At 72.9% G+C, this 23,548-nt stretch carries 22 protein-coding genes; 7 read left to right on the forward strand and 15 right to left on the reverse strand.

Annotated features, from left to right (window positions below; all coding sequences use genetic code 11):
* Positions 1-69: 69 nt before the first annotated feature.
* From ABME02_RS06395 to ABME02_RS06405, 3 genes are read left to right on the forward strand one after another with little or no spacing between them, the layout of a single operon-like run.
* Positions 70-798, forward strand: a complete 729-nt coding sequence (locus tag ABME02_RS06395) for an arsenate reductase/protein-tyrosine-phosphatase family protein (protein WP_353814441.1) — start codon at positions 70-72, stop codon at positions 796-798.
* 2 nt (positions 799-800) lie between these two features.
* A complete protein-coding gene (locus ABME02_RS06400) occupies positions 801-1,964 on the forward strand; it encodes a glycosyltransferase (RefSeq protein ID WP_353814962.1) in 1,164 nt (387 codons plus the stop codon).
* A gap of 56 nt (positions 1,965-2,020) precedes the next feature.
* Positions 2,021-2,896, forward strand: a complete 876-nt coding sequence (locus tag ABME02_RS06405; RefSeq protein ID WP_353814442.1) for a glycosyltransferase family 2 protein — start codon at positions 2,021-2,023, stop codon at positions 2,894-2,896.
* A gap of 24 nt (positions 2,897-2,920) precedes the next feature.
* Here the strand turns inward: ABME02_RS06405 and ABME02_RS06410 are convergent, their stop codons facing one another.
* Entirely contained in the window at positions 2,921-3,877 is a 957-nt protein-coding gene (locus tag ABME02_RS06410; RefSeq protein ID WP_353814443.1) for an alpha/beta fold hydrolase, read from the reverse strand.
* A gap of 71 nt (positions 3,878-3,948) precedes the next feature.
* On the opposite strand from ABME02_RS06410, the gene ABME02_RS06415 reads away from it, so the two are divergent.
* Complete coding sequence (locus ABME02_RS06415; protein WP_353814444.1) at positions 3,949-4,620, forward strand: TetR/AcrR family transcriptional regulator; 672 nt, start codon at positions 3,949-3,951, stop codon at positions 4,618-4,620.
* Between the two features lie 133 nt (positions 4,621-4,753).
* Here the strand turns inward: ABME02_RS06415 and ABME02_RS06420 are convergent, their stop codons facing one another.
* The 14 genes from ABME02_RS06420 to ABME02_RS06485 form a co-directional block, all read right to left on the reverse strand.
* Positions 4,754-6,178, reverse strand: a complete 1,425-nt coding sequence (locus ABME02_RS06420; RefSeq protein WP_353814445.1) for an FAD-dependent oxidoreductase — start codon at positions 6,176-6,178, stop codon at positions 4,754-4,756.
* A gap of 62 nt (positions 6,179-6,240) precedes the next feature.
* Positions 6,241-7,080, reverse strand: coding sequence for a uroporphyrinogen-III C-methyltransferase (gene cobA / locus ABME02_RS06425; protein WP_353814446.1), 840 nt, complete (start codon positions 7,078-7,080; stop codon positions 6,241-6,243).
* On the reverse strand, positions 7,077-8,006 hold the full coding sequence (locus tag ABME02_RS06430) for an ABC transporter permease (protein ID WP_353814447.1): 930 nt from the start codon (positions 8,004-8,006) through the stop codon (positions 7,077-7,079). Before ABME02_RS06430 ends, cobA begins: the two co-directional genes overlap by 4 nt.
* Entirely contained in the window at positions 7,996-8,745 is a 750-nt protein-coding gene (locus ABME02_RS06435) for an ABC transporter ATP-binding protein (RefSeq protein WP_353814448.1), read from the reverse strand. Before ABME02_RS06435 ends, ABME02_RS06430 begins: the two co-directional genes overlap by 11 nt.
* Positions 8,742-9,848, reverse strand: a complete 1,107-nt coding sequence (locus ABME02_RS06440) for an ABC transporter substrate-binding protein (RefSeq protein ID WP_353814449.1) — start codon at positions 9,846-9,848, stop codon at positions 8,742-8,744. The genes ABME02_RS06435 and ABME02_RS06440 overlap by 4 nt, the downstream gene beginning before the upstream one ends.
* The gene (locus ABME02_RS06445) at positions 9,845-11,170 is read right to left on the reverse strand and encodes a sulfate adenylyltransferase subunit 1 (RefSeq protein ID WP_353814450.1); all 1,326 of its coding nucleotides are present in this window, start codon (positions 11,168-11,170) and stop codon (positions 9,845-9,847) included. The genes ABME02_RS06440 and ABME02_RS06445 overlap by 4 nt, the downstream gene beginning before the upstream one ends.
* Positions 11,170-12,135, reverse strand: coding sequence for a sulfate adenylyltransferase subunit CysD (gene cysD, locus ABME02_RS06450; protein ID WP_353814451.1), 966 nt, complete (start codon positions 12,133-12,135; stop codon positions 11,170-11,172). Before cysD ends, ABME02_RS06445 begins: the two co-directional genes overlap by 1 nt.
* On the reverse strand, positions 12,132-12,899 hold the full coding sequence (locus ABME02_RS06455; protein ID WP_353814452.1) for a phosphoadenylyl-sulfate reductase: 768 nt from the start codon (positions 12,897-12,899) through the stop codon (positions 12,132-12,134). Before ABME02_RS06455 ends, cysD begins: the two co-directional genes overlap by 4 nt.
* Positions 12,896-14,575 (reverse strand): nitrite/sulfite reductase, encoded by a 1,680-nt coding sequence (locus tag ABME02_RS06460; protein WP_353814963.1) that lies wholly within the window; start codon positions 14,573-14,575, stop codon positions 12,896-12,898. The genes ABME02_RS06455 and ABME02_RS06460 overlap by 4 nt, the downstream gene beginning before the upstream one ends.
* Positions 14,576-14,882: 307 nt before the next feature.
* Positions 14,883-15,638: a sirohydrochlorin chelatase gene (locus ABME02_RS06465; RefSeq protein ID WP_353814453.1), complete on the reverse strand. Its 756-nt coding sequence runs from the start codon at positions 15,636-15,638 to the stop codon at positions 14,883-14,885.
* 66 nt (positions 15,639-15,704) lie between these two features.
* A complete protein-coding gene (locus ABME02_RS06470; RefSeq protein WP_353814454.1) occupies positions 15,705-17,600 on the reverse strand; it encodes a substrate-binding domain-containing protein in 1,896 nt (631 codons plus the stop codon).
* Between the two features lie 165 nt (positions 17,601-17,765).
* The gene (locus ABME02_RS06475) at positions 17,766-18,320 is read right to left on the reverse strand and encodes a hypothetical protein (RefSeq protein WP_353814455.1); all 555 of its coding nucleotides are present in this window, start codon (positions 18,318-18,320) and stop codon (positions 17,766-17,768) included.
* A gap of 140 nt (positions 18,321-18,460) precedes the next feature.
* Complete coding sequence (locus ABME02_RS06480; RefSeq protein WP_353814456.1) at positions 18,461-19,252, reverse strand: PDC sensor domain-containing protein; 792 nt, start codon at positions 19,250-19,252, stop codon at positions 18,461-18,463.
* Positions 19,249-20,037, reverse strand: coding sequence for a FadR/GntR family transcriptional regulator (locus ABME02_RS06485; RefSeq protein ID WP_353814457.1), 789 nt, complete (start codon positions 20,035-20,037; stop codon positions 19,249-19,251). The genes ABME02_RS06480 and ABME02_RS06485 overlap by 4 nt, the downstream gene beginning before the upstream one ends.
* Before the next feature lie 150 nt (positions 20,038-20,187).
* Here ABME02_RS06485 and ABME02_RS06490 point away from each other — a divergent pair, with 150 nt between their 5' ends.
* The 3 genes from ABME02_RS06490 to ABME02_RS06500 all read left to right on the forward strand — a co-directional run bounded on the left by ABME02_RS06490 (position 20,188) and on the right by ABME02_RS06500 (position 23,545).
* Positions 20,188-21,237: an ABC transporter ATP-binding protein gene (locus ABME02_RS06490; protein WP_353814458.1), complete on the forward strand. Its 1,050-nt coding sequence runs from the start codon at positions 20,188-20,190 to the stop codon at positions 21,235-21,237.
* 43 nt (positions 21,238-21,280) lie between these two features.
* Positions 21,281-22,471, forward strand: coding sequence for an extracellular solute-binding protein (locus tag ABME02_RS06495; protein ID WP_353814459.1), 1,191 nt, complete (start codon positions 21,281-21,283; stop codon positions 22,469-22,471).
* A gap of 84 nt (positions 22,472-22,555) precedes the next feature.
* The gene (locus ABME02_RS06500; RefSeq protein WP_353814460.1) at positions 22,556-23,545 is read left to right on the forward strand and encodes an ABC transporter permease; all 990 of its coding nucleotides are present in this window, start codon (positions 22,556-22,558) and stop codon (positions 23,543-23,545) included.
* The last annotated feature ends 3 nt before the right edge of the window (positions 23,546-23,548 follow it).

Here is a 23,548-nt window from a genome sequence, read left to right on the forward strand (position 1 = left end):
CTAGACTCCTTGCAGAAACCTTATCCGGGGCCCCGCTCCCCGGTCGTGGCGAGCCGGGGGTGATCGCGCTTGGATTCCGACGAGTTCCGCGTGCTCGTGGTCTGCACCGGGAACATCAATCGCTCGGCGCTCGCTGCGGCGCTCCTGCGGACCTGGGCCGATTGGTATCTGCCGACGGATGCCGCGGCCCGCGTCGTCGTCACGAGCGCCGGCCTCGCAGCGCCCGCGGGCCGACCGATGCGAAGCCGCACGCGTGCGATCGTCGAGCGGCTCGGCTCCGACGGGCGGGCCCATCGCGCGGCGCAGATCGACGAGGGCGCGATCCGGCGTGCCGACCTGGTGCTCACGGCGGATGTCGCCCACCGCGACGGCGTGCTCGGTATCGTGCCGTCGATGCTGCGGTCGACGTTCACCATTCGCGAAGCGGGTGGAATCGCCGCACGACTGGGCCCGGCACCGGCACCGGCATCGGCCGGCGAACTCCGCGACCGGATCGCCGCCTACAGTCGCCGCCGCGAGCTGGGTGCGGCCGACGACGGCGACATCACCGACCCCCAGGGGCGCGACGACGACGCGTACCGCGCCATGGCGCGTGAGGAGGTACCGCCGCTGACCGCCATCGCCGCATCGCTGTTCGGCATGCCGGAGGCCGAGATCGACGCGGTGCTCACCACCGTCGCGGACCCGGAGGCGTTCTCGTTCGAAGGTCTCGAGCGGCGTGAGACATCCGGCGGCGGAGCCTCAGGGGCGCCGTCGACCGAGCGTCGGCGCGGATGGTTCGGCAGGCGCCGAACGTGAGCATGCGCGAGCGGCGGCTGCGCGTGCTGCACCTCGACCACACCGCCGCAGCGGGCGGCGCCGAACTCGCGCTCGTGCGGATGCTCCAAGCCCGACCCGACTGGACGGCCGTCCTGCAGACGCCACCGCTCGATGCCGGCCCGAGCGTCTGGGACGCGATGCCGCCCCGAGTGGCGCGGCGCGTCGTCGGCCTCCGTCAGCCCGCGGGCGCGAGCTCGGGCGGCGTGCTCGCCACGGTCGGGTTCGGTCTGCGCCTCGCAGTGCAGGCGATCGCGGTCCGCACGTCGGCGGCGTTCCGCACGGCTGATCTCGTGGATGCGAACACCGCGCGTGCGGCCGCCTACGGCGCCCTCGCCGCGCGATCCTCCCGGAAGCCGTTCGTCGTCCATCTCCGCGACCTGGTCGAACCCGACGCGCTCGGCGGCGCCGGGCACGCGCTCATGACCCGCCTCGTGCTGCCGCGCGCCGACGGCGTCATCGCGAACTCGCACGCGACGCTGGACTCGGCAGCGCCGTTCCTGCGGCCGCACGCCGTCGCGGAGGTCGTGCCGAGCGCGTCGGGCCTCTCGGTCGGGACCGCGCTCGTCGTCCGGGCCGACGCGCCGCTCCGCACGATCGGCATGCTCGCCCGGATCGACCCGTGGAAGGGCCAGGCCGAGCTCCTCGAGGCGTTCGCCCGCGCGTTCGCGGGACGCGACATCCGCCTGCAGTTCGCCGGCGGCGCACCCTTCGGGCACGAGGCGTACCTCGCGGCGCTGCGCCGCCGGGCGGACGAACTCGGCGTCGGCGCGCAGGTCGATGTGCTCGGGCACGTGGACGACGTGCCGAGGCTGCTCGACGGATGGGACGTCGCGGTGCAGTACTCGACGCGTGCCGAGCCGCTCGGCCAGAACGTGCTGCAGTATCTCGCCGCAGGTCGCGTGACGGTCGCGGCCGGTGAGGGCGGTCCGACCGAGTGGGTCGCCGACGGCGTGAACGGGCTGCTCGTGCCACCGCGCGACATCGGCGCGCTCGCCGCCGCGCTCGCGCAGCTCGACCAGGACCCCGCGCTCCGGGCCCGGCTCTCCGCCGCGGCCGCGGCGACCCCGGGCCTGCTCGACGACCTCGCGGTCGCGCGCGCCCACCTCGAGGTCTACGAGCGAGTGCTCGCCGCGTCGGCGACCTAGTCCGTTCTCGCGGGTGCCTCCGGAGCGGTGCCGACGTCGACGCCTACGATGAGCGCGTGCCCGAGTCCCGCCACCTCTCCGTGATCATCCCCGCGCGTGACGCGGGGGCGACCATCGGCACCCAGCTCGAGGCCCTGGCCGCACAGGGATGGCAGGGCCGCTGGGAGGTGATCGTCGCCGACAACGGCTCCCGCGACGACACCGTCGCCCGGGCCGAGACCTGGCGCGACCGTCTCCCCGGACTGCGCGTCGTCGACGCCTCGTCGGTCGCGGGCGCCAGCCATGCCAGGAACGTGGCTGCTGAGATCGCATCGGGCGACTACCTGCTGTTCCTGGATGCCGACGACATCGCCGAGCCGGGGTGGCTGGAGGCGATGGCCGCCGCCGCCGCCGAGCACTCGTTCATCGCCGGCGTGTCCACCGCCTCGCACGACTCCGCGTCCGATCCGTGGGCCGGCATGGGCCGGACCACCAAGTGGTCGGCGATCCTGCCATCGAAGGGGTTCCTCGACGCGGCCGCCACCAACAACCTCGGGGTCAGCGCCGAGGTCTGGCGCGAAGTGGGCGGATTCCGCGAGTCGATGCTCGCGAGCATGGACACGGCATTCTGCTGGGACGTGCAACTGCTGGGCCACCCGCTCGTCCGCGTCGACGGCGCGCACGTCACGTATCGGATGCGGACCTCGCTCCGCGAACTCTGGCGGCAGCAGTACCGGTGGGGCATCGGCTCGGTCCAGCTCTACGTGCTCTTCCGCGAGCACGGCGCCCCGCGTTCCTCCTCGCTCGGCGGCGCCGTCCGCGTGCTCGGACTGGTCGCGATGGCGCCGTTCTCGATCTGGTCCGTCGATCGGCGGCGGGACTGGGTCGGCCAGGCGGCGCGCCGTGCCGGTCGGCTCGCCGGCTCCATACGGTTCGGCGTGCTCGAGCTCTGACTGCCCGGTCGGCGGTGGCGAGACCTACGCGGCGTCAGCGCCGGCCGCCGCGCGGGCGCCGTGCGCGAGCGCGTCGGCTTGGTCGAGTCCGGCCCGGTCGACACCGTCGGGCCCGCCCGTCACGAACGCCGTCACCGCGTCGAGCGTCGCATCCGCGCCGAGCACGCGATTGTGGCCGGCGCCGTCGGTGAGCAGGAGGCGCGAGCGGGCGCCGTGCGCGTCGTGCAGGCGGACGCCCTCGCTCGCGGGCACCTCGCGGTCGCCGCGGTCGTGCACGACGAGCAGCGGCATCCGCTCGGGCAGCGGGTTGGCGGCGCCGTCGAACCGGGACCACGGGTCGGCGATGTGGGGCAGGATGCGGCGCGCGAAGCGCGCGGCGAGGGCGTCGGCGGTACTCGGGCGGGCGCCGATGCGCTGCGCGAAGGCGTCGACCAGGAACCGGGCGCGCGACGGACCGGCGACGGCCACGAGTCCGCCGGCGGAGGTGCCGTCGGCGATGGCCGCTCGGGCCGCCATCGCCCCGAAGGAGTGCCCGATGATCGTGTGGAACCGACCCTCGCGGGCCTGGAGCGCGTCGATCGCGGCGAGCCAGTCGCGGATGTCGGTCCGCCGTCCCGGCGACTCGCCGTTGGCGGGGGCCTCGAACGCGAGCAGGCGGAACCCCTCGGCGCGGAGCTCGCGCACGATCGGCGCGAACTGCGAGGCGCGGCCGCGCCATCCGTGCACCAGCAGGATCGTGTCGGGCCCGCTGCCCCACTCGTAGGTCGCGAGGTCGCGACCCCGCACGCGGATGGTCGAGCGCTTCGCCGACTCGTGCACCGCACGGTCGGCGGGCCGGACCGGCAGGCGCCCGCCGACGCGCATGAAGAGCGGCAGGGCGACGGCAGCGGATGCCTCGGGGGAGACGGATTCGGCGGCGCGGACGGCGGCGACGCGGGTCAGGAGTGCCGCGGTGGTCGCGGTCTCGGCGATGGTGGTCACGATGACTCCGATCAAAGAATACGAACGGTCGTGTGTTGAGTATACGAACGTTCGTGCGTAAAATCGAGAGGGTGAACACGAATTCCTCGATCGGCGTCGTCGACGGGCGTCGGGTCAGGGGCGACGCATCGCGTCGCCAGGTGCTCGCCGCCGCCGTCGACCTCGCCTCGGTCGAGGGCCTCGACCAGCTCTCGATCGCCCGGATCGCCGATGCCGCGTCGGTGTCGAAGAGCGGGGTCGCCACGCTCTTCGGCAGCAAGGAGCGGCTCCAGCTCGCCACCGTCGAGGCGGCGAGACTGCGCTTCGTCGAGACGGTCGTCACGCCCGCGCGGGAATTGCCGCGCGGTCTCGGCCGGGTGGTCGCGCTCGTCGACCGCTGGATCGCCTACTCGCGCGGGCGGGTGTTCCCGGGTGGATGCTTCTTCGCCGAGGCGGCCGCCGACTTCGACGCCAAGCCCGGGCCGGTGCGCGACGCCATCGACCTCGCGCTCGCCGAGTGGAGCGGCTACCTCGCGGCATCCCTCGGCCACGCGCGCTCGCTCGGCGAGCTACCCGCGCTCGAGGACCCCGACCAGCTCGCATTCGAGTTCACCGCGCTGCTCGACCTCGCCAACCGCGACTCGGTCATGCGCGGCACGAACGCCTCCTACGCGCGGGCCCGTCGCGGCATCGCCGCACGCCTCCGCGCCGCCGGCGCCGACCCGGCCACGATCGACGTCTTCGCCGGCGTGTCCGACGCCTGACGGCCAGGTCGGCAGCGCCTCGATTCACAGGAGAACCCCGGAACGACAGGACGTCCGTGCCGGATCGGTCCTGTGAATCGGGGGTCCTCCTGCGAAGCGCGAAGCGCGAACCGCGAACGGGGGCGGGCCGGCGTCAGCCGGCGACGAGCGCGCCGTCGCGCGAGATCTCGACCTGCTCGTCGCGCGGCACGACCTTCACGCGCTCGCGCGCGACCGGGCCCTCGAACGCCTCGCCGAGGCCGCGCTCGTGCGCGTCGAGCGCGAGCCATCCGTTCCAGGTCGTGAAGCGGATGCCGCGGGCCTCGAGCAGCTCGAGCACCTCGTCGCCGCCGACCGCCTCGACGACCGGCGCGACGCCGGGCGCGGCGAGCACTCCGGCCTGCGCGTCGGCGACGAGGTTCGTGATCGTCTCGAGGGCGTCGCCCTTGGTGTGCCCGATGAGCCCGACGGGGCCCCGCTTGATCCAGCCCGTCGCGTAGACGCCGGCGACGGGGGCGCCGGAGGCATCCGTCACCCGCCCGCCGTCGTTCGGGATCACGCGCGCCGACTCGTCGAACGGCACCCCGTCGATCGGCGAGCTCGCGTAGCCGACGGCGCGGTACACGGCCTGTACGGGCACGTCGACGAACTCGCCGGTTCCCGCGACCGAGCCGTCGCCGACCGGGCGAGTCCGCTCGAAGCGCACGCCCTCGACGGCGTCGGTGCCGAGCACCTCGACGGGCGAGTGGAAGAAGTGCAGGTGCAGGCGACGAGACGCGGTGTACGGACGGTCGTCGGCGCGGCGCCATCCGTTCAGGGTGCGCGTCATCACCTTGACCTGGTTGTTCGTCGCGAGCAGGTGCGCGGCGTGCTCGTCGCCCTCGGCCCGTGCGAAGTCGTCGTCGTACACGACGAGGTCGACGTCGGGCACCTCGCCGAGCTCGCGAAGCTCGATCGGCGTGAACTTCACCTGCGACGGGCCGCGCCGACCGAACACGTGCACGTCGGTCACCGGCGACGCCAGGAGGCCTGCGTGGACGTTCGCGGGGATGTCGGTCGAGAGCAGGTCGGCCGGGTGCTTCGCGAGCACGCGCGCCACGTCGAGCGCCACGTTGCCGTTGCCGATGACCGCGATCGACTCGGCCTCGAGCGGCCAGTCGCGCGGCACGTCGGGGTGCCCGTCGTACCAGGCCACGAGGTCGGCCGCGCCGAAGGAGCCGGGCAGGTCGATGCCGGGGATGTCGAGCGGGGCGTCCTTCAGGGCGCCCGTCGCGAAGATCACGGCGTCGTACCGCTCGCGCAGCTCCTCGACCGTGACGTCGCGACCGACCTCGACGTTGCCGATGAGGCGGATGGTGCCCTCGTCGAGCATCTCGTGCAGCGAGTTCACGATGCCCTTGATGCGCGGGTGGTCGGGCGCGACGCCGTAGCGGATCAGGCCGTACGGCGCGGGCAGCGACTCGAACAGGTCGATCGCGACCTCGCCGCCGGCCTCGTCGACCTGGCGGCGGAGGATGTTGCCCGCGTAGATGCCGGCGGGGCCGGCGCCGACGATCGCGACACGGAGGGAGAGGGTCATGGGGGCATGGCCTTTCGGAGGAGTGCAGGGGAAGGTCTGGACGGGACGGGGTGGACGGCGGGTCAGTCGATGGGCGGCGGCGCCGTGAGGGCGGATGTCGCGAGCTCGGCGGGCGCGTACGGACTGAGCCGCACGACGTCGCCGACCACCACGACCGCGGGCGAACGCACGCCCCGCACCGCCGCCTGGTGGGCGATCGTGTCGAGCGTGCCGATCGTCACTCGTTGGCGAGGGCCGTACCCATCCTCCACGATCGCGACGGGGCACTCGCCCCCGCGCTCGCCGCGGGCGAGCGTGATCGCCGAGTTCGCGAGCGTTCCGACGCCCATGAGCAGCACCACGGTGTGGTCGCGGCCGCCGCCGAGCGCCCGGATCTGGTCGTGGCCGGTGACGACCGTGAACGTCGTCGCGAGGCCGCGGTGCGTGAGCGGGATGCCGGCGATCGCGGGCACCGACACGGCGCTCGTGATGCCCGGCACGACCTCGACGTCGACGCCGCGCTCCCGGCAGTAGGCGAGCTCCTCGCCGCCGCGGCCGAACACGTACGGGTCGCCGCCCTTCAGTCGCACGACCCGCTTGCCGCCCTGCGCGAGTGTCACGAGCAGCTCGTTGATCGCGTCCTGCGGCACGGCGTGGTGCCCGGGCAGCTTGCCGACGTCGACGACCTCGGCGGTCAGCTCCAGGCCGTCGGCGGCGAGCCCGTCGAGGACGGCGCGGGCGCCGAGCCGGTCGGCGACGATCACGTCGGCGGCCTCGAGCGCGCGGAGCCCGCGCAGGGTGAGGAGCCCGGGGTCGCCGGGTCCCGCGCCGACGAGCGCGACGTGGCCGCGGTCGGCGCCGCCCGCGTGGGCGTCGCGCCCTGCGGCATCCGTCGGCCGGCTCTCGAACGTGTTCTCGGTCATGGGGTTCCTCCCGTGAGTCCGCGGCGGCGCAGCATCCCGCGCTCGACCGGGGCGAAGACGAGCAGCTCGATCACCACGCCGATGGCGAGGATCACGAGGATCGTGCCGAGCACGCTCGCGAGGTCGGCGAGGTCGCGGCCCTGCTGCAGCAGCGAGCCGACGCCGAAGCCGATCGACCCGCCGAACGCGATGATCTCGGCCGCCATGAGCGAGCGCCACGAGAACGCCCACCCCTGCTTGAGGCCGGCGAGGTAGCCGGGCAGGGCGGCCGGCAGCACGACGGATACCGCGAGCTCGAGCCGCGACGCACCGAGCACCGTTCCGACCCGCCGGAGCTGCGGCGGCACCTGGGCGACGCCGGCGACGAGCCCGTTCACGATCGACGGGATCGCGCCCATGAGCACGACGAAGTACACCGTGGCATCCGACAGCCCGAACCAGAGGATCGCGGCGGGCACCCACGCGACCGAGGGCAGGACCTGCAGGCCCGAGATGAGCGGGCCGAGCGCGCGTCGCAGCGGCGCCCACTCCGCGAGCAGCAGGCCGAGCGGCGTGCCCACCGCGACCGCGATGAGGAAGCCGAGGACGCCGCGCTCGAGGCTCGTCGTGACGGCGAGCTGGAGGCGTCCGTCCTCCCAGGCCCCTCCGAGCGCGGCGGCGACGTCGAGCGGACCGGGCGCGAGGTCGGGACGCGGCTGCGCGATGACGGTGTACGCCTGCCAGGCCGCGACGAGCACGACGAGCAGCAGCACGGGCGGCAGCACGCCGTCGATCGCGCGGCGCCACCACGGGGTGCGTCGCTCGGCGGTCGTCTGGAGCCGATCGAGGCCGGCCTCGAGCGTGCGCAGGTCGTCGTGGCCGGGGGCGTCGCCGGTGTCGGCGACGACGTTCGCGTCGACGGGGGGTGCGAGGGTGTCATGCGGCATTGCGGCGGATCTCCCTTCGCAGGTGCTCGGTGATCTCGACCGAGAGCTCGGACACGGTCGGCGACTCGATGCGGCGGGGGCCGTCGTCGGCGATGCGCCACTCGTTCACGATGCGGCCAGGGCGGCTCGACATGAGCAGCACGCGCTGCCCGAGCCGCGCGGCCTCGCGCACGTTGTGGGTGACGAACACGATCGTGCGTCCCGTCTCGCGCCAGACGCGTTCAAGCTCCTCGTGCAGCAGGTCGCGCGTGATCGCGTCGAGCGCGGCGAACGGTTCGTCCATGAGCAGCACCGAGCGGTCCTGCGCGAGGGCGCGCGCGAGCGCGACCCGCTGGCGCATGCCGCCCGAGAGCTCGTGCGGGCGCTTCTCGGCGGCGTCCGCGAGGTGCACGAGGTCGAGCAGCTCGAGCGCGCGGGCGCGGCGCGCGGGCCGAGGGAGGCCGGCGTCGCCGAATCGAAGCGCGAGCTCGACGTTGCGGCGGGCGCTGAGCCACGGCAGCAGCGACGCCTCCTGGAACATCACCGCGGCGCGGCCGTCGACCTCGATCGTGCCGATGCTCGGCTGCTCGAGGCCGGCGATGAGGCCGAGCAGCGTCGACTTGCCGCAGCCCGACGCGCCGAGCAGGCACGCGAACTCGCCCGGCGCGACCTCGAGGTCGATGCCGTCGAGCACGACCGGGCCGTCGGCCGCGTACTGCTTGCCGACGCCGGTGAGGCGGATGGCGGGTGCCGCGCTCATCGCGAGCCCCCGTCCAGTCCGGCGCCGTCGATCGGCGGGAGTCCGGCGGCCTCGCGGACGGCGTCGAGCGGGCCGAGGTCGAGGATGCCGTCGAGGTCGCCGCCGTTCGCCGTGCCGACTGCGACGGCGTTCCGCTGCAGCACGGGCAGCGTGGCGGCGAACGGGTCGACCGTCGGCGCGACGTGCTCGAGCGCCCGCGCGAGTACGCCATCGGGCAGCGGCGCGCCCGCATCGGCCGACAGGCGCGCGTTCACGAGGGCGGGCACGTCGTCGGGGTGGTCCGAGATCCAGTCGACGGATGCCGCGTGGCCGGCCACCAGCGCCGCGACCGCGTCGGGGTGCGCCTCGAGGTACTCGGTGCGCACGACGAGCAGCGTCGTCGGGAACGCGCCGCCGGGCCAGAGCTCCGCCTCGTCGACGAGTACCGTCGCACCCGCCTCGATGACGAGCCGCGAGGCCCACGGTTCGGGCAGCCACGCGCCGTCGAGCGCGCCGGTCGTGAAGAGCTGGAGCGTGCGCGCGTTGTCGGTCGGCACGATGTCGACGTCGCCGCCGCCCGTCGGCGAGGTCGCGAGGCCGTGGGCGGCGAGCCACGTGCGGAGGGCGACGTCCTGCGTGTTGCCGAGCTGCGGCGTCGCGAGCGTCGCCCCACGGAGGTCGTCGGCGTCGTCGATGCCGTCGCGCACCACGAGCGCGGCACCACCGCCGACGGCACCGGCGACGATGCGGAGCGAGCTGCCGCCGGACTGCACGAAGCTGTTGATGGCCGGGCTCGGGCCGAGGTAGGCGGCGTCGATCGCCCCGGCGCTCAGCGCCTCGACGGCGGCCGGCCCGGCGTTGAACGGCTGCGGCTCGAGCGCGGTGGTCCCCAACTCGTCGGCGAAGGCGCCGGTCTCGAGGCCGACGAGTGCGGGCAGGTGCGTGACGTTGGCGAAGTAGCCGAGGCGGAGGGCCGAGGCATCCGTCTCCCCGGCGGCGCCCGGGCCCTCGGCCGCAGCGCGTCCGACCGAGCCGATCACCACGGGCACGATGACGATCGCCGCGGCGACCGCGACGCCGGCGACGAGTTCGCCGAACTGCGCACCGAGCCCGCGGCGGGTCACGCCGTCGACTCCACGACGATGCCGGCGGCGAGGGTCGCGCCGTCCTGCGGGTGGATGACGAGGAACGCGCCCGCACGTCGGTGCGCGGCGTACGACTCGGCAGCGAGGTCGGCCGAGAGCTTCAGGCGCACGAGTCCGATGTCGTTGGTCGCGAGCACCGAGGCGGGGGTCGTCCCGAGGGTGTCGAGGTCGAGGCGTCCGCGGATGTCGGTGACGATCGCCTGGACGGTCGTGGTGCCGTGCTTCACGAGCACGCGCGCGCCCGTCGTGAGCGGGCGGCCGTCGAGCTGGAACACGTCGGCGTCGAGCTCGCGCCGCGGCGCGGGCAGCGAGCCCGCGGCGGCGATGACCGCGCCGCGGGCGGCGTCGACCGGGTCGGCGAGCTCGATCGACACCGAGAGCGGGGCGGATGCCTCGGCGAGCGCCTCGGGACCGCGGCGGATGCCCGTGACCGTCGTCCGCACCCCGGCGGGGAACACCTCGACCGGGTCGCCGACCTTCACCGTACCCGACTCGATGCGCCCGGCGAACGCGCGGTGGTCGCGGAAGGCGTCGGCCGCGGCATCCGTCAGATCGGGCGAGAGCCCGCCCTGCGGGCGGATCACGAGCTGCACGGGAAGCCGCAGCGCCTCGAGGTCGGTCTCGAGCTCGTCGATCGTCGAGAGCTCCTCGAGCAGCTCGAGCAGCGACGGACCGTCGTACCAGGGCGTGTTCGCCGAGCGCTCGACGACGTTGTCGCCCGCGAGCGCCGAGACGGGGATGACGTGCGCGTCGGGCAGGCCGAGGTCGTTCGCGAGCGCCGCGACATCCGCCGCGACGGCGTCGAATGCGGCACGGTCGTAGTCGACGAGGTCGATCTTGTTCACGGCGACGATGACGTGCGGTACGCGCAGCAGCTGCACGACCGCGAGGTGCCGGCGGGTCTGCTCGAGGACCCCGTTGCGCACGTCGACGAGCACGACGACGGCGTCGGCGGTGGCCGACCCGGTGACCATGTTGCGCGTGTACTGCACGTGCCCGGGGCAGTCGGCGAGGATGAACGACCGGCGCCCGGTGGTGAAGTAGCGATAGGCGACGTCGATCGTGATGCCCTGCTCACGCTCGGCGCGCAGGCCGTCGGTGAGCAGCGCGAAGTCGATCGCACCGGGCTCGCCGCCGAAGCCGCGCTCGGCGGAGGTGCGCGCGACCGACTCGAGCTGGTCGGCGAGGATCGCCTTCGAGTCGTGCAGCAGGCGGCCGACGAGCGTCGACTTGCCGTCGTCGACGGAGCCGGCGGTCGCGAAGCGGAAGAGCGTGCCGGTGGCGGGCGCGGTCGTCGTCATCAGAAGTACCCGTCCTTCTTGCGGTCCTCCATGGCCGCCTCCGAGAGGCGATCGTCGGCGCGCGTCGCGCCGCGTTCGGTGAGGGTGGATGCCGCGACCTCGCGCACGATGTCCGAGACCGTCGCGGCCTCCGAGACGACCGCCCCAGTGCAGCTGAGGTCGCCGACCGTGCGGTAGCGGACCGTCCGGCGCTCGACCGTCTCGCCCGCGCGCGGCGCGGAGACGTCGCTCACCGCGAGCCACATGCCGTCCCGCGCATACACGTCGCGCTCGTGCGCGAAGTACAGGGGCGGCAGCGCGATGCCCTCGCGCTCGATGTAGCGCCAGACATCGAGCTCGGTCCAGTTCGAGATCGGGAAGGCGCGCACGTGCTGCCCGACCGTGTGCCGGCCGTTGTAGAGCGTCCAGAGCTCGGGTCGCTGGTTGCGCGGGTCCCATTGCCCGAACTCGTCGCGCAGCGAGATGATGCGCTCCTTGGCACGCGCCTTGTCCTCGTCGCGGCGGGCGCCGCCGAAGACCGCGTCGTGCCGCCCGGCCGCGATGGCGTCGAGCAGCGGCTGGGTCTGCAGCGGGTTCCGCGTGCCGTCGGCGCGCTCCTGAAGCCGGCCGTCGTCGAGGTAGTCCTGCACCGAGGCGACCTCGAGGCGGATGCCGAGACGCGCGACCGTCTCGTCGCGGAATCGCAGCACCTCGGGGAAGTTGTGCCCGGTGTCGACGTGGAGCACCGGGAAGGGAACCCTCGCGGGCCAGAACGCCTTGGTCGCCAGGTGCAGCACGACGACCGAGTCCTTGCCGCCGGAGAAGAGCAGCACGGGCCGCTCGAACTCGGCGACGACCTCGCGGATCACGTGGATCGCCTCGGCCTCGAGCGCGTCGAGGGCGTCGAGCGCGTCGGTCGCGTGGGCCGCATCGGCGGTGCGGGCAGCGGATGCCGCGGCATCCGGCGTCGTCAGGTTCTCGGTCATAGGTGCAACCCGCATTCCGTCTTGGCGAGGCCGGCCCAGCGGCCGGACCTCGGGTCCTCGCCCGGGGCGACGGGCTTCGTGCACGGCTCGCAGCCGATCGAGGGGTAGCCGTGCGACATCAGGAGGTTGACGGGCACCTGATGTGCGCCCGCGTAGTCGAGGAGGTCGTCGAAGGTCCATGCCGCGACGGGGTTGGCCTTCACGAGTCCGTTCCGCTCGTCGTACGTGACGAGCGGGGTGAGCGTGCGGGTCGGCGCCTCGTCGCGACGGACACCCGTGAACCACACCTCGTACCCGCCGAGCGAGCGCTGCAGCGGCTCGACCTTGCGGCGCGCGCAGCAGAGGCCGGGGTCGCGGGCGAACAGCTCGGCGCCGAACTCCGCGTCCTGCTCGGCCACGGTCTGCTCGGGGAGCACGTCGACGATCCGCACGTCGAGCTGACGCGCGACCTCGTCGCGCGTGACGGTCGTCTCGGCGAAGTGGTAGCCGGTGTCGAGGAAGAGCACGTCGACGCCGGGCAGGTGCTCGGCGACGAGGTGGGGGAGCGCGGCGTCGGCCATGGAGCAGGCGACGGCCGCGGCATCCGTCGCGAAGTTCGCCGCGACCCAGGCGACGACCTCGGAAGGGGACGCCTCGTGGTCGGTGAGGCTGCCGAGCGCGGCGTTGCCCGCCTCGGCGAGGGCGCGGAGCTCGTCGGGCGAACGGCGCGTGCGGGCCGAGGAATCGGTCGTGGGTGCCACGACCCCGACGTTGCGCGCGCTCATCGCAGCGACTCCTCGTCGGCGCGGTGCGCCCACTCCGCGAACGTCTCGTCGGCAGCGGCGTCGCGCTCCTCGAGGAAGCGCGTGACGACGCGCGCGACGTAGTCGGCGATGCCGTCGGCCGTGACCTTGAGCCCGCGCACCGTGCGGCCGAGGCCGGCCTCGTCGCGGTCCTGCGAGGCGAGCCCGCCCCCCAGGTGCACCTGGTAGCCGGGTACCTGCTCGCCGTCGAACGTGACGAGCTGGCCCTTCAGCCCGATGTCGGCGGTCTGGATGCGCGCGCACGAGTTGGGGCATCCGTTCACGTGCAGGCTGATCGGATGGGGCAGGTCGAAGGCGTCCAGCCGCTCCTCGAGCTCGAGCACCGCCGCGGTCGCGAACGCCTTCGTCTCGACGATCGCGAGCTTGCAGAACTCGATGCCGGTGCACGCGATCGTGCCGCGGCGGATGAGGCTCGGCCGGGCCTGGAGCCCGAGCTCGTCGAGACCCGCCACGAGCGACTCCACGCGGTCTTCCGGGATGTCGAGGATGACGACCTTCTGGTGCGGCGTCGTACGCAGCCTCGTCGAGCCGTGGGCCTCGACGAGGTCGGCGAGCTTCGTCAGCGTGGGGCCGGAGACGCGACCGACGATCGGCGTGGCGCCGACGTAGAAGCGGCCGTCCTTCTGGCGGTGCACGCCCACGTGGTCGCCGGTCGTCGCCGGCGTCGGCGCGGCCGGGCCGTCGGGCAGCGCGTGCCCGAGGTACTCGCCCTCGAGCACTTCGCGGAACTTCTCGACGCCCCAGTCGGCGAGGAGGAACTTCAGGCGCGCCTTGTTGCGCAGCCGCCGGTAGCCGTAGTCGCGGAAGATCTGCGCGACGCCGTGCCAGGCATCCGCCACCCGGTCGGGCGCCACGAAGACGCCGAGGCGCTCGGCCAGCCGCGGTGCCGTCGACAGTCCGCCGCCGACCCAGAGGTCGTAGCCGACGCCCAGCGACGGGTGCTCGACCGCGACGAAGGCGACGTCGTTGATCTCGTGCACGACGTCCTGGCTGGGGTGTCCCGTGATCGCCGACTTGAACTTGCGGGGCAGGTTCGCGAGCGACTCGTCGCCGATGAACCGCGAGGTGATCTCGTCGATCTGCGGCGTCGGGTCGATGAGCTCGTCGGCAGCGATGCCGGCGACCGGCGAGCCGAGGACGACGCGGGGCACGTCGCCGCACGCCTCGGTCGTGCCGAGGCCGACCGACTCCAGCCGCCGCCAGATCTCGGGCACGTCCTCGACGCGGATCCAGTGCAGCTGGATGTTCTGGCGGTCGGTGAGGTCGGCGGTGTCACGGCCGAACTCGGTCGAGATGCCGCCGATGACGCGCAGCTGCTCGGTCGTGAGCTGCCCGCCGTCGATGCGGACGCGGAGCATGAAGTACTCGTCCTCGAGCTCGTGGGGCTCGAGCGTGGCGGTGCGGCCGCCGTCGATGCCGGGCTTGCGCTGCGTGTACAGCCCCCACCACCGGAACCGGCCGTGCAGGTCGGTCGGCTCGATCGACGCGAACCCGCCGTCGGCGTAGATCGTCTCGATGCGCTCGCGCACCGCGAGGCCGCCGTCGACCTGCTTCCACTCCTCGTTCGCGTTGAGCGGGGCCGTGCCGTCGACCTTCCACTGCCCGTTGGGGCGGGCCGAGGGGCGGGGCGTGCGGATGTCGCGGGCCGGCCGATCCGCGCGCGCGGGGCGCTCGGCGCGGTCGGCGCGCGGCGCGCGCGTCGCGGCATCCGTCGTCTCGATCGTCACGTTTCCCCTCCTCGTCCGCGCCCCGTTCGGGGCACGTGCCGACGAAGGTACGGGGGTCCGGCGCAAGCCGGAACCCGGCCCCGTCACGCACGGTCACCCCGTGTCACGAGGCGTCGCACGGCGAAATATGACGTGCGACGCGGACGCACGACGACCCCGCCGAAGTGAGGTTTCTGCGGTCGAGTGCGGTCTCGAACGTCGCTCGGGCGCGGAAGTCTCACTTCGAGCGAGTGAGCGCCTCCGCGTAGCGGTCGAGGACGATCTGCACGAGTTCGGCCGGTGCGTCGTCGGGGCGCAGGAGCGGCTCGGCGAGCAAGTCGGGCGCGGCGCTCGACGCGAGGTCCTGGAAGTACCCCGGCGCGAGCAGGTAGCTCGCGGCGGCGATCCGCATGCCCGGCCCGTGCCCGGCGTGGGCCGAGCGGGCAGCGGCGATCGCGTCGGGCAGCCGCGGCTCGGCGGCCGAGAGGAACCCGATCGAGACGTCGGCGACGGATGCCTCGGCCAGCGTGTCGCGCACGCGCTCGCAGGCCGCGACCGCGCGCACGTCGCTGGAGCCCGCCACGACGAGCACGACCGGATCGCGATCGTCGGCCCCGGCCTCGGCGAGCCGTCGCCGCAGGACCGGGATGAGCCGCTCGTCGGGCCCGAGCGCGTCGGCGACGACCACCTCGCGACCGGCCTCGCGGGCGTTCGCCGCCGCCTCGGCGAGATCGACGTGCACGTGGTATCCCGCCGACAGCAACAGCGGCACGATCACCGCCGGTTCGCCCTCGGGGAGCGTGGCGAGCGCGGCCGGCACGTCGGGCTGCTCGACGTCGACGTGGCAGAGTCGCGTCTGGGGCGCGGCATCCGGCCACCGCTCGACGACCGCCGCGACGACGGCGTCGTACAGGCGGCGCACCGCGGCGCGACCCTCGGGCGACGAGGTGCCGTGCGACGCGGCGACGAGCGCGGGCGGGCGGCGTGACGTCATCGGCCCATGCTCGCATCCCGCGCAGGGCGCCGCCCGTTCGTCACGCCGCGTGACGCGACGTCGTCGTCAGAAGCTCGTCACGAGGTCGCCGAGCACCTCGTCGACCTCGGTCGGGTCGGTCGCGTCGTAGTAGTGGGCGCCCGTCGCTCCCGAGATCGCCTGCAGCGTCTCGACGTCGGCGTCGGCCCCGTAGGCGAGCGTGAAGACGAGCACGGGGGTCGTGTGGTGCAGCTCCTCGAGGGTGGCGAGCATCTGCTCCTCGGTCGTGCGCTGCGACGGCGTGCTGTCCTGGCCGTCGCTCAGCAGGACGATCGCGTTGATGCGATCGGGGTCCCACGCCGCGCCGCGCTCCTTCGCGAACATGTCGACCGCCTCGTACAGGGGCGTCTCTGAGATCGGAGCCAACTCGTCCAGCGCCGCGAGGTAGCCGTCCCGGCCCGTCGCGATGTCGCTGACGGGTGCGACCTGCCCCGGCACGACCGGTCCGCGAGCGATCGCGGAGAACGCGGCGAGCCCGACGTCGTCGCCGGCCGTGAAGTAGTCGAGCGCCTGCTCGATGGCCGACTTCGCGGCGGCGAGCTTCGACTCTCCCGTCTCGATCGGGTCGGCCATCGAGCCCGACACGTCGACCAGGAAGAGCACCGACGCCCGCTTCCGCACTTCCGGGAACGCCTCGTTCACGGCGACCACGACCTGGGGATCGGGGAAGGCGAGGACGCCGTCGGGCGATTCCTCGAGGGCACCCACCTCGGCGACCTCGGGAGCGAGGTCGCGGTTCATGTCGCGATATCCCGCCTCGCGCACGATCGACTGTCCCTCCGAGGTGGCGGCGAACCTCAGGAAGTCCTCGGCAGCGGCCCGCTCGGCGTCGTCGACCCACGATCCGGTCAGCACGACCGCTGGGTTGTCCGCGACGTAGAAGCCGTCGGTCGGGTAGATCGGCACGAGCTGCGTCTCCGGGAGATCGCTCTCGATGCGCGTCACGCCGTCGCGGCTCGTGATGCCGCGGTTGTAGTCCCACACCGACTTCTCGTCGACGATGACCGCGGAGAGGAAGTCCGCCGCCGACCCCGCGTCCTCGGACTGCCGGGCGTGCCAGAGGAAGTGCTCGGGCGTGGCCATGTAATGGCTCGTCGCGAGCTCGTTCTGCTTCACGTCGGCGATGACGTCCTCGTTCGCGATGTCGTCCGCGTCGAGATCGGTGAGGGACCCCGACGCCGAGCCGTACGAGGCGAGCATCGCGGCCTCGCCGGAGCTGGCGATGAGCGGACTCGTCTTCCCGAGCTTGAACGCGCCCCACTCCGGATGGCCGAGATCCGACCAGACGGACTCGTCGCCGGCGCTCTCGAACACGTCGGACCACGTGGGAGGCGCCTCGTCCCACCCGATCGCGGCGGCGAGCGGCTGGGGCATCGCGAGCACGATGTCGGACGAGGCGATGCTGGTGCCCTCCGCCGGCACGTCGCCGTCGCCGCCGGCCTCGCGAGCCACGCCGAGCCACGAACTCGCGTCGGGGATCCAGGCGACCGGTCGCTCGTCCTCCGGCAGCTCCGCGAAGCCGGCCGCGGCGTCCTCGGCCGCGATCCCCGACTTGTCCTTGGCGGCGACGACCGTGACGCACGATCCGCCGACGTCGCGGGGCTGGGCGTTGTAGCCCTCCGCGAGGCCTTCGACCATCTCCGCGTTCTCGAACGACGAGAGCACGCGGACGGTCGTGCACGGCTCGGCTCCCGCTGCCTCGGCCGGCTGGTCCGCCGGGAAGTCGATCGGATCCGGTGCCGGGGTCCCCACCGCTCCCGGCGCACCGCCGGTTCCGAGCATGACCGCCGTCACGGCGCCGCCGACGACGAGGAGCAGCGCGGCGGCCGCGGCGATCGAACCCCAGAGCACCCGCCTGCGCCGTCGCCGGCTCTCCTCGCGGAGTCGCCGTCGATCGCGTCGCGCCGGTACGTCAGTGCTCAACCGTCGTCTCCCTCCCCACGAGGGCCGGTCGATGGGCGAGCATGCACCACGGGCGTGCTCGGTGCTGGTCGATCGCGCATCGCTCGTCCTCCAGTCGCGACTGGGTCCGGTCGTGAGCCTATCTCAGTCCCCCCGGATGGGGCACGCCACGCGGCCTCCCGCGCGTCATCCGCTCGCATTCAGGAGCCCGATGAGCACGGCGGTCCACCACGCGAGCTGGGACACGACGGCGCTCGCGACGAAGCCGACCTTGGTGGACCTCGGCAGGTTCCTGAAGTGCGCCTTCGACGGCAGCCGCGCGAGATCCGAGGTCCATCGCGTCAGGGCCACGCCGTTCAGGCTCAGGACGAGCACGGCTCCGAGCTTGGCGAGCGTGAGCGGATTCGAGAGGTCGGGCTCGAGCAGCGTGCCGCTGACGAGCAGGCCGCCCAGGCCCACCCAGACCGGCAGGATCATCGTCCGATCCGCTTGGCGGAGTTCGCGCACCGTGCTCCAGCCGGTGGCCCACAGCAGCGCATGCCACTCGATCATGAGCACCGCGCCGAGCCCGACGACGAGGGAGGCGAGGTGCACGAACAGCGCGGTCGCGTGCAGCCACTCAGACGGATGCAGCAGGGCGCTGAGCCAGATCGTGAGCGCCCACGCGGCCGCGACGCCGAGGTAGGCGACGAGCCGTCGTCGTCGCCTCCGGGCCTGCTTCCACCTGATGGGAGTCGTCACGAGCTGACCACCGGTCTCTCATCGGTGCATCCGCTCACACGGACGCGCATGCGGTTCCGCTGGCCTCACCCTAGCGGGCGCGTGTTTCAGGCGCGCTCCGTTCGCGCCGTCGGCGCGGGGCCGCCGTCGATCGGTCGCCGCTACTCGGCGACGAGCGCGAGCGACGTGTCGCCGCACGGCACGACGTCGGCGCCGCCCGGCAGCCGCACGGCGTCGGTCACGCGCCCCTCGGCCTCGGCCTCGCGGAGCGGCGCGAGCGCATCCGGGAGCCCGTCGAGGCGCAGCAGCGCCCCGGTCGCCCGGTGCGGGTCGGTCGAGGTGACGATGCGACCGGAGGCGTTCACGACCGTGAGGGTGCGGCCGGCGTCGCGCAGCACGGGCGCGAGCACCTGCTCGAGCCGGGCCACGTACATGTCGGCGCCCACGAGGCCGACCATGTCGCCGTCGATCGTCACCGGGGTCGTCACGGTGACCGTGTAGTCGTCGGTGCAGAGGTAGTCGACGTACGGTCCGGTCAGGTGGCGGCTGCCGGTCCGCTCGGGGACGCGCCACCACTCGAGCGTCGTGTAGTCGCGGAACGACTCGGCGTCGGGGTCGCTCACGGCGTCGAGGCGGCGGATGCCGCGTGCGGGCACGCCGCGGAACGGGTTGCCGTCGCTCAGCCACCATGCGAGGTGCCAGGGGGCGTCGGCGAGGTAGCCCGGCGCGGCGACGAAGCCGGCGCCCGTGATGAGCGTGCCGGGGCGATCGAGTTCGGCGGCGACGGTCGCCGCGACCGCGGGGTCGAGGTCGGCGGCACGGGGCTCGGGTTCGGATGCGAGGCGCGCCTCGAGCCCGTGCTGCCAGCCGTCGATGAGCGCGAACACCGGGTCGATCACGTCGGCGATGCGCCGGGCGATCTCGGCCGCGCCGGTGGCGAGTGCCTGCGTCATGGCGCGCTCCCTTCCTCGTGCGCGATGGGCGGTGCGGATGCGGCTTCGAGCCGCACCTTCTCGTCGATGAGCCATTCGACCGCCGAGCCGATGTGCGTCGTGGTCGATCGGCGTGCGGCGGCGGCATCCGCGGCCCGGATCGCCGCGATCACCTCGAGGCGGTGTTCCCTCGTGCGGTCACGGTACTCCTGTTCGCGCAGGCACATCCAGAGCAGCGCGCCGGTCTCGGCCTGCAGGCGGAGCTCCTCGTGCACGAGCCGGGGCGACTGGCTGATGGCGGCGACCTCGAGCTGGAACCGGCCGACCGCGCGCCGTGCGCCACCCGGGGAGGTGAGGTCGGCGCGCGCGTCGATCTCGACGAGGCTCTGCAGGTCGTCGTCGCTCGCGCGGTCGGCGGCGACCTCGGCGGCCATGCCGGCGATAGCTGCGTAGTGCAGCGAGAGGTCGCGCAGCTCGATGCGGCTGAGGGCCCGGACGCGTTCCTCGGTGAGGCGGAGCGAGACGTCGTCGTCGTAGGTGACGAAGCTGCCGCCGTCGCGGCCGCGGCGGGTGCGCACGAGTCCCTTGTGGCGGAGCGCCACGAGCGCCTCGCGTGCGGTGACCGGCGCGACGCCGAGGAACTTCGCGAGGTCGGCCTCGCTCGGGAGGCGCTCGCCGTCGCGGAGCACTCCGGAGGCGATGGCGTCGGTGAGACGCTGCTCGACGAGTTCGGCACGGCCGGCGCCTTCGAGCGGCGAGAAGACGACGGCGCGGGCGGCGTCGGCGCGCGCGGTGGCGTGCGGCATCCGTCCTCCTCGATCGAGCACCTCCGGGCCCGCCCACCCCCCGGACTGGGGGCGGTCCCGGCGAATCCGTGATGCGACCGTAACACGAACCTCTGGACTATGACATATGGATTCATAGGATTAGGAACCACGCCATCGAAGGAGAGGCCCATGACCGACCCGCAGCCGGCCATCCGGCTCACCGGACTCACCAAGGAGTTCGGAGCCGTCACCGCCGTCGACCACGTCGATCTCGAGATCGCCGCGGGGGAGTTCTTCTCCATGCTGGGCCCCTCCGGTTCCGGCAAGACCACCGTGCTCCGGCTCATCGCCGGCTTCGAGCAGCCCACGGGCGGCGCGATCGAGCTCTTCGGCGACGACGTGACCAAGCGCGCGCCGTTCGACCGCGACGTGAACACGGTCTTCCAGGACTACGCGCTGTTCCCGCACATGAGCGTGCTGGAGAACGTCGCCTACGGCCTCCGAGTCCGGGGCATCGGCCGGAAGGAGCGCATCGAGCGCGCCCGCCGGGCGCTCGCATCGGTGCGACTCGAGCAGATGGGCGACCGCAAGCCGTCGCAACTCTCGGGCGGCCAGCGGCAGCGCGTCGCACTCGCCCGCGCCACCGTCGTCCAGCCGAAGGTGCTGCTCCTCGACGAGCCGCTCGGTGCGCTCGACCTCAAGCTCCGCGAGCAGATGCAGGTCGAGCTGAAGGAGATCCAGCGCGACCTCGGCATCACCTTCATCTTCGTCACGCACGACCAGGAGGAGGCGCTCACGCTCTCCGACCGCGTCGCCGTCTTCAACAACGGCCGCATCGAGCAGCTCGGCACCCCCGCCGAGCTCTACGAGCGCCCGAGCTCGCGATTCGTCGCCGACTTCGTCGGCACGTCGAACCTCTTCGACGACGCCGTCTCGCGCCAGCTCCTCGGTCGCGGCGGCGTGCACTCCGTGCGCCCCGAGAAGATGGCCGTCGGCTCGGGCGAGAACGCGGCCGACGTCCGCAACGCCCCCGGCACCGTCGTCGAGACGATCTACCTCGGCAGCGGCATCCGCCTCGTCGTCGACCTCGACGTCGGCGTGCGGGTGAGCGTGCTCGAGCAGAACGACCGCAACCGGGTCCACGACGACGAGCGCGGCGATCGCGTCGTCGTCAGCTGGCACGACGACGACGTCGTCGCGCTCGGCGGGGCGGATGCCGCCTCCGCACCGGCCGCCTGAATCCTGCACCACACCACCACACACAGAGAACCAGGAGAGAACCATGATGCGCACCCCGCGCACGGCGCGCCGCGGCGCGACCGTCGGCCTGGCGATCGGCTCGATCGCCCTGCTCACCCTCACCGCCTGCGGCACCACGTCGGGCGGCGGCTCGGCGTCGTCCGACGAGACGCTCACCGAACTCGGCGAGGCCGAGGGCCAGGTCTCGATCCTCGCGTGGCCCGGCTACGTCGAGGACGGCACGAACGACCCGACCGTCGACTGGGTCACCCCCTTCGTGGAGGAGACCGGCTGCGAGGTCACCTCGAAGACGTACGGCACCTCCGACGAGGCCGTGAACCTCATGAAGACCGGTGAGTACGACGTCGTCGCCGCCTCGGGCGACGCGACGCTCCGGCTCATCGCGGGCGGCGACGTGGCACCCGTCAACACCGACCTCATCCCGAACTACGAGGGCGTCTTCGACTTCCTCAAGGAGAAGGAGTGGAACTCGGTCGACGGGCAGAGCTACGGCGTGCCGCACGGCTACGGTGCCAACCTCCTCATGTACAACACGGAGACCTTCGCCGAGGCCCCGACCTCGTGGGACGTCGTGTTCGACAAGGCCAGCGAGAACGCCGGCAAGGTGACCGCCTACGACTCGCCGATCTACATCGCCGACGCCGCCGTCTACCTCATGGCCCACGAGCCCGAGCTCGGCATCGAGAACCCCTACGCCCTCGACGAGGAGCAGTTCCAGGCAGCGGTCGACCTGCTGAAGGTCCAGCGCGAGTCCGTCGGCGAGTACTGGTCGGACTACCTCAAGGAGATCCAGGCCTTCGAGACCGGCGACTCGGTCGTCGGCACGACGTGGCAGGTCATCCAGAACGTGCTCGCCGGCTCGGGCGCGTCGACCGACGTCGTCCTCCCCGAAGAGGGTGCGACCGGCTGGTCGGACACCTGGATGGTCGCCTCCGACGCCGCCAACGTGAACTGCGCGTACATGTGGCTCGACTACATCGCCAGCCCCGAGGCCAACGCGACCGCGACCTCCTACTTCGGCGAGGCGCCGTCGAGCCAGGAGGCCTGCGAGTACCGCGAGGACTGCGAGGCCTACCACGCCGGTGACGAGGAGTACGCCTCGCAGATCTGGTACTGGACGACCCCGATCGCCGAGTGCGTCGACGGCCGTACCGACGTCGAGTGCGTCGACTACGCGCAGTGGACCGCTGCGTGGCAGGAGATCAAGGGCTGAGCCAGTAGCCCGCGCGGGCCGGGGAGCACGCTCCCCGGCCCGCACACCCCCGTTTCCCCCGAGCACCACCCGACAGGAAGCAGCATGACGATGAACGCGACGGCACCGGCATCCGCTCGCGGCGCGGCATCCGACCCGCCCGAGCCCGACCAGGCCGCCACGGCACCCGGTGGAGCGCCCCGCCGCGGCATCCCGAGGCCGAAGGCGACGCCGGCGCGCCGAGCGTCGGTCTTCCTCAGCTCGCACCCGCGCGTGCGGCTCGGGTTCCTCCTCGCGGCACCGCTCTCCTGGCTCGGGCTCGTCTACGTCGTCGCGCTGGCCGCCCTGCTCGTCACGGCGTTCTGGTCGGTGAACAGCTTCACCGGCGAGATCACGACCGAGTGGACGCTCGACAACGTCATCACGGTGCTCACCGGATCGCTGTACCAGACGGTGACCTTCCGCACGATCGGCGTGGCGCTGCTCGTCACGATCATCGACGTCGCGCTGGCGCTGCCCATCGCGTTCTACATGGCGAAGGTCGCCTCGCCCCGCGCCCGCCGGATCCTCGTCATCGCCGTGCTCATGCCGCTCTGGGCGAGCTACCTCGTGAAGGCCTACGCCTGGCGTTCGGTGCTCTCGCAGGACGGCATCCTCGAGTGGGTGCTCGCGCCGTTCGGGCTGCACACGCCCGGCTACGGACTGCCCGCCACGGTCATCACGCTGTCGTACCTGTGGCTGCCCTACGTGATCCTGCCGATCTTCGCGGGGCTCGAGCGCGTGCCCGACTCGCTGCTCGAGGCATCCGCCGACCTGGGCGGCAAGACCTGGCCGACCATCCGCCACGTGGTCTTCCCGATGGCGCTGCCCGCGATCATCGCCGGAACCATCTTCAGCTTCTCGCTCTCGCTCGGCGACTACATCACGGTGAACATCGTCGGCGGCGCGAACCAGATGCTCGGAAACCTCGTCTACACGAACGTGGGCGCGGCGAACAACCTGCCGCTCGCGTCGGCGATCGCGCTCATCCCGATCGCGATCATCTTCGGCTACCTCGCGCTCGTGCGTCGCACGGGTGCCCTCGACAACCTCTAAGGG

Origin of the sequence: Agromyces zhanjiangensis (assembly GCF_040496055.1) — a bacterium.
Classification (GTDB): domain Bacteria; phylum Actinomycetota; class Actinomycetes; order Actinomycetales; family Microbacteriaceae; genus Agromyces; species Agromyces zhanjiangensis.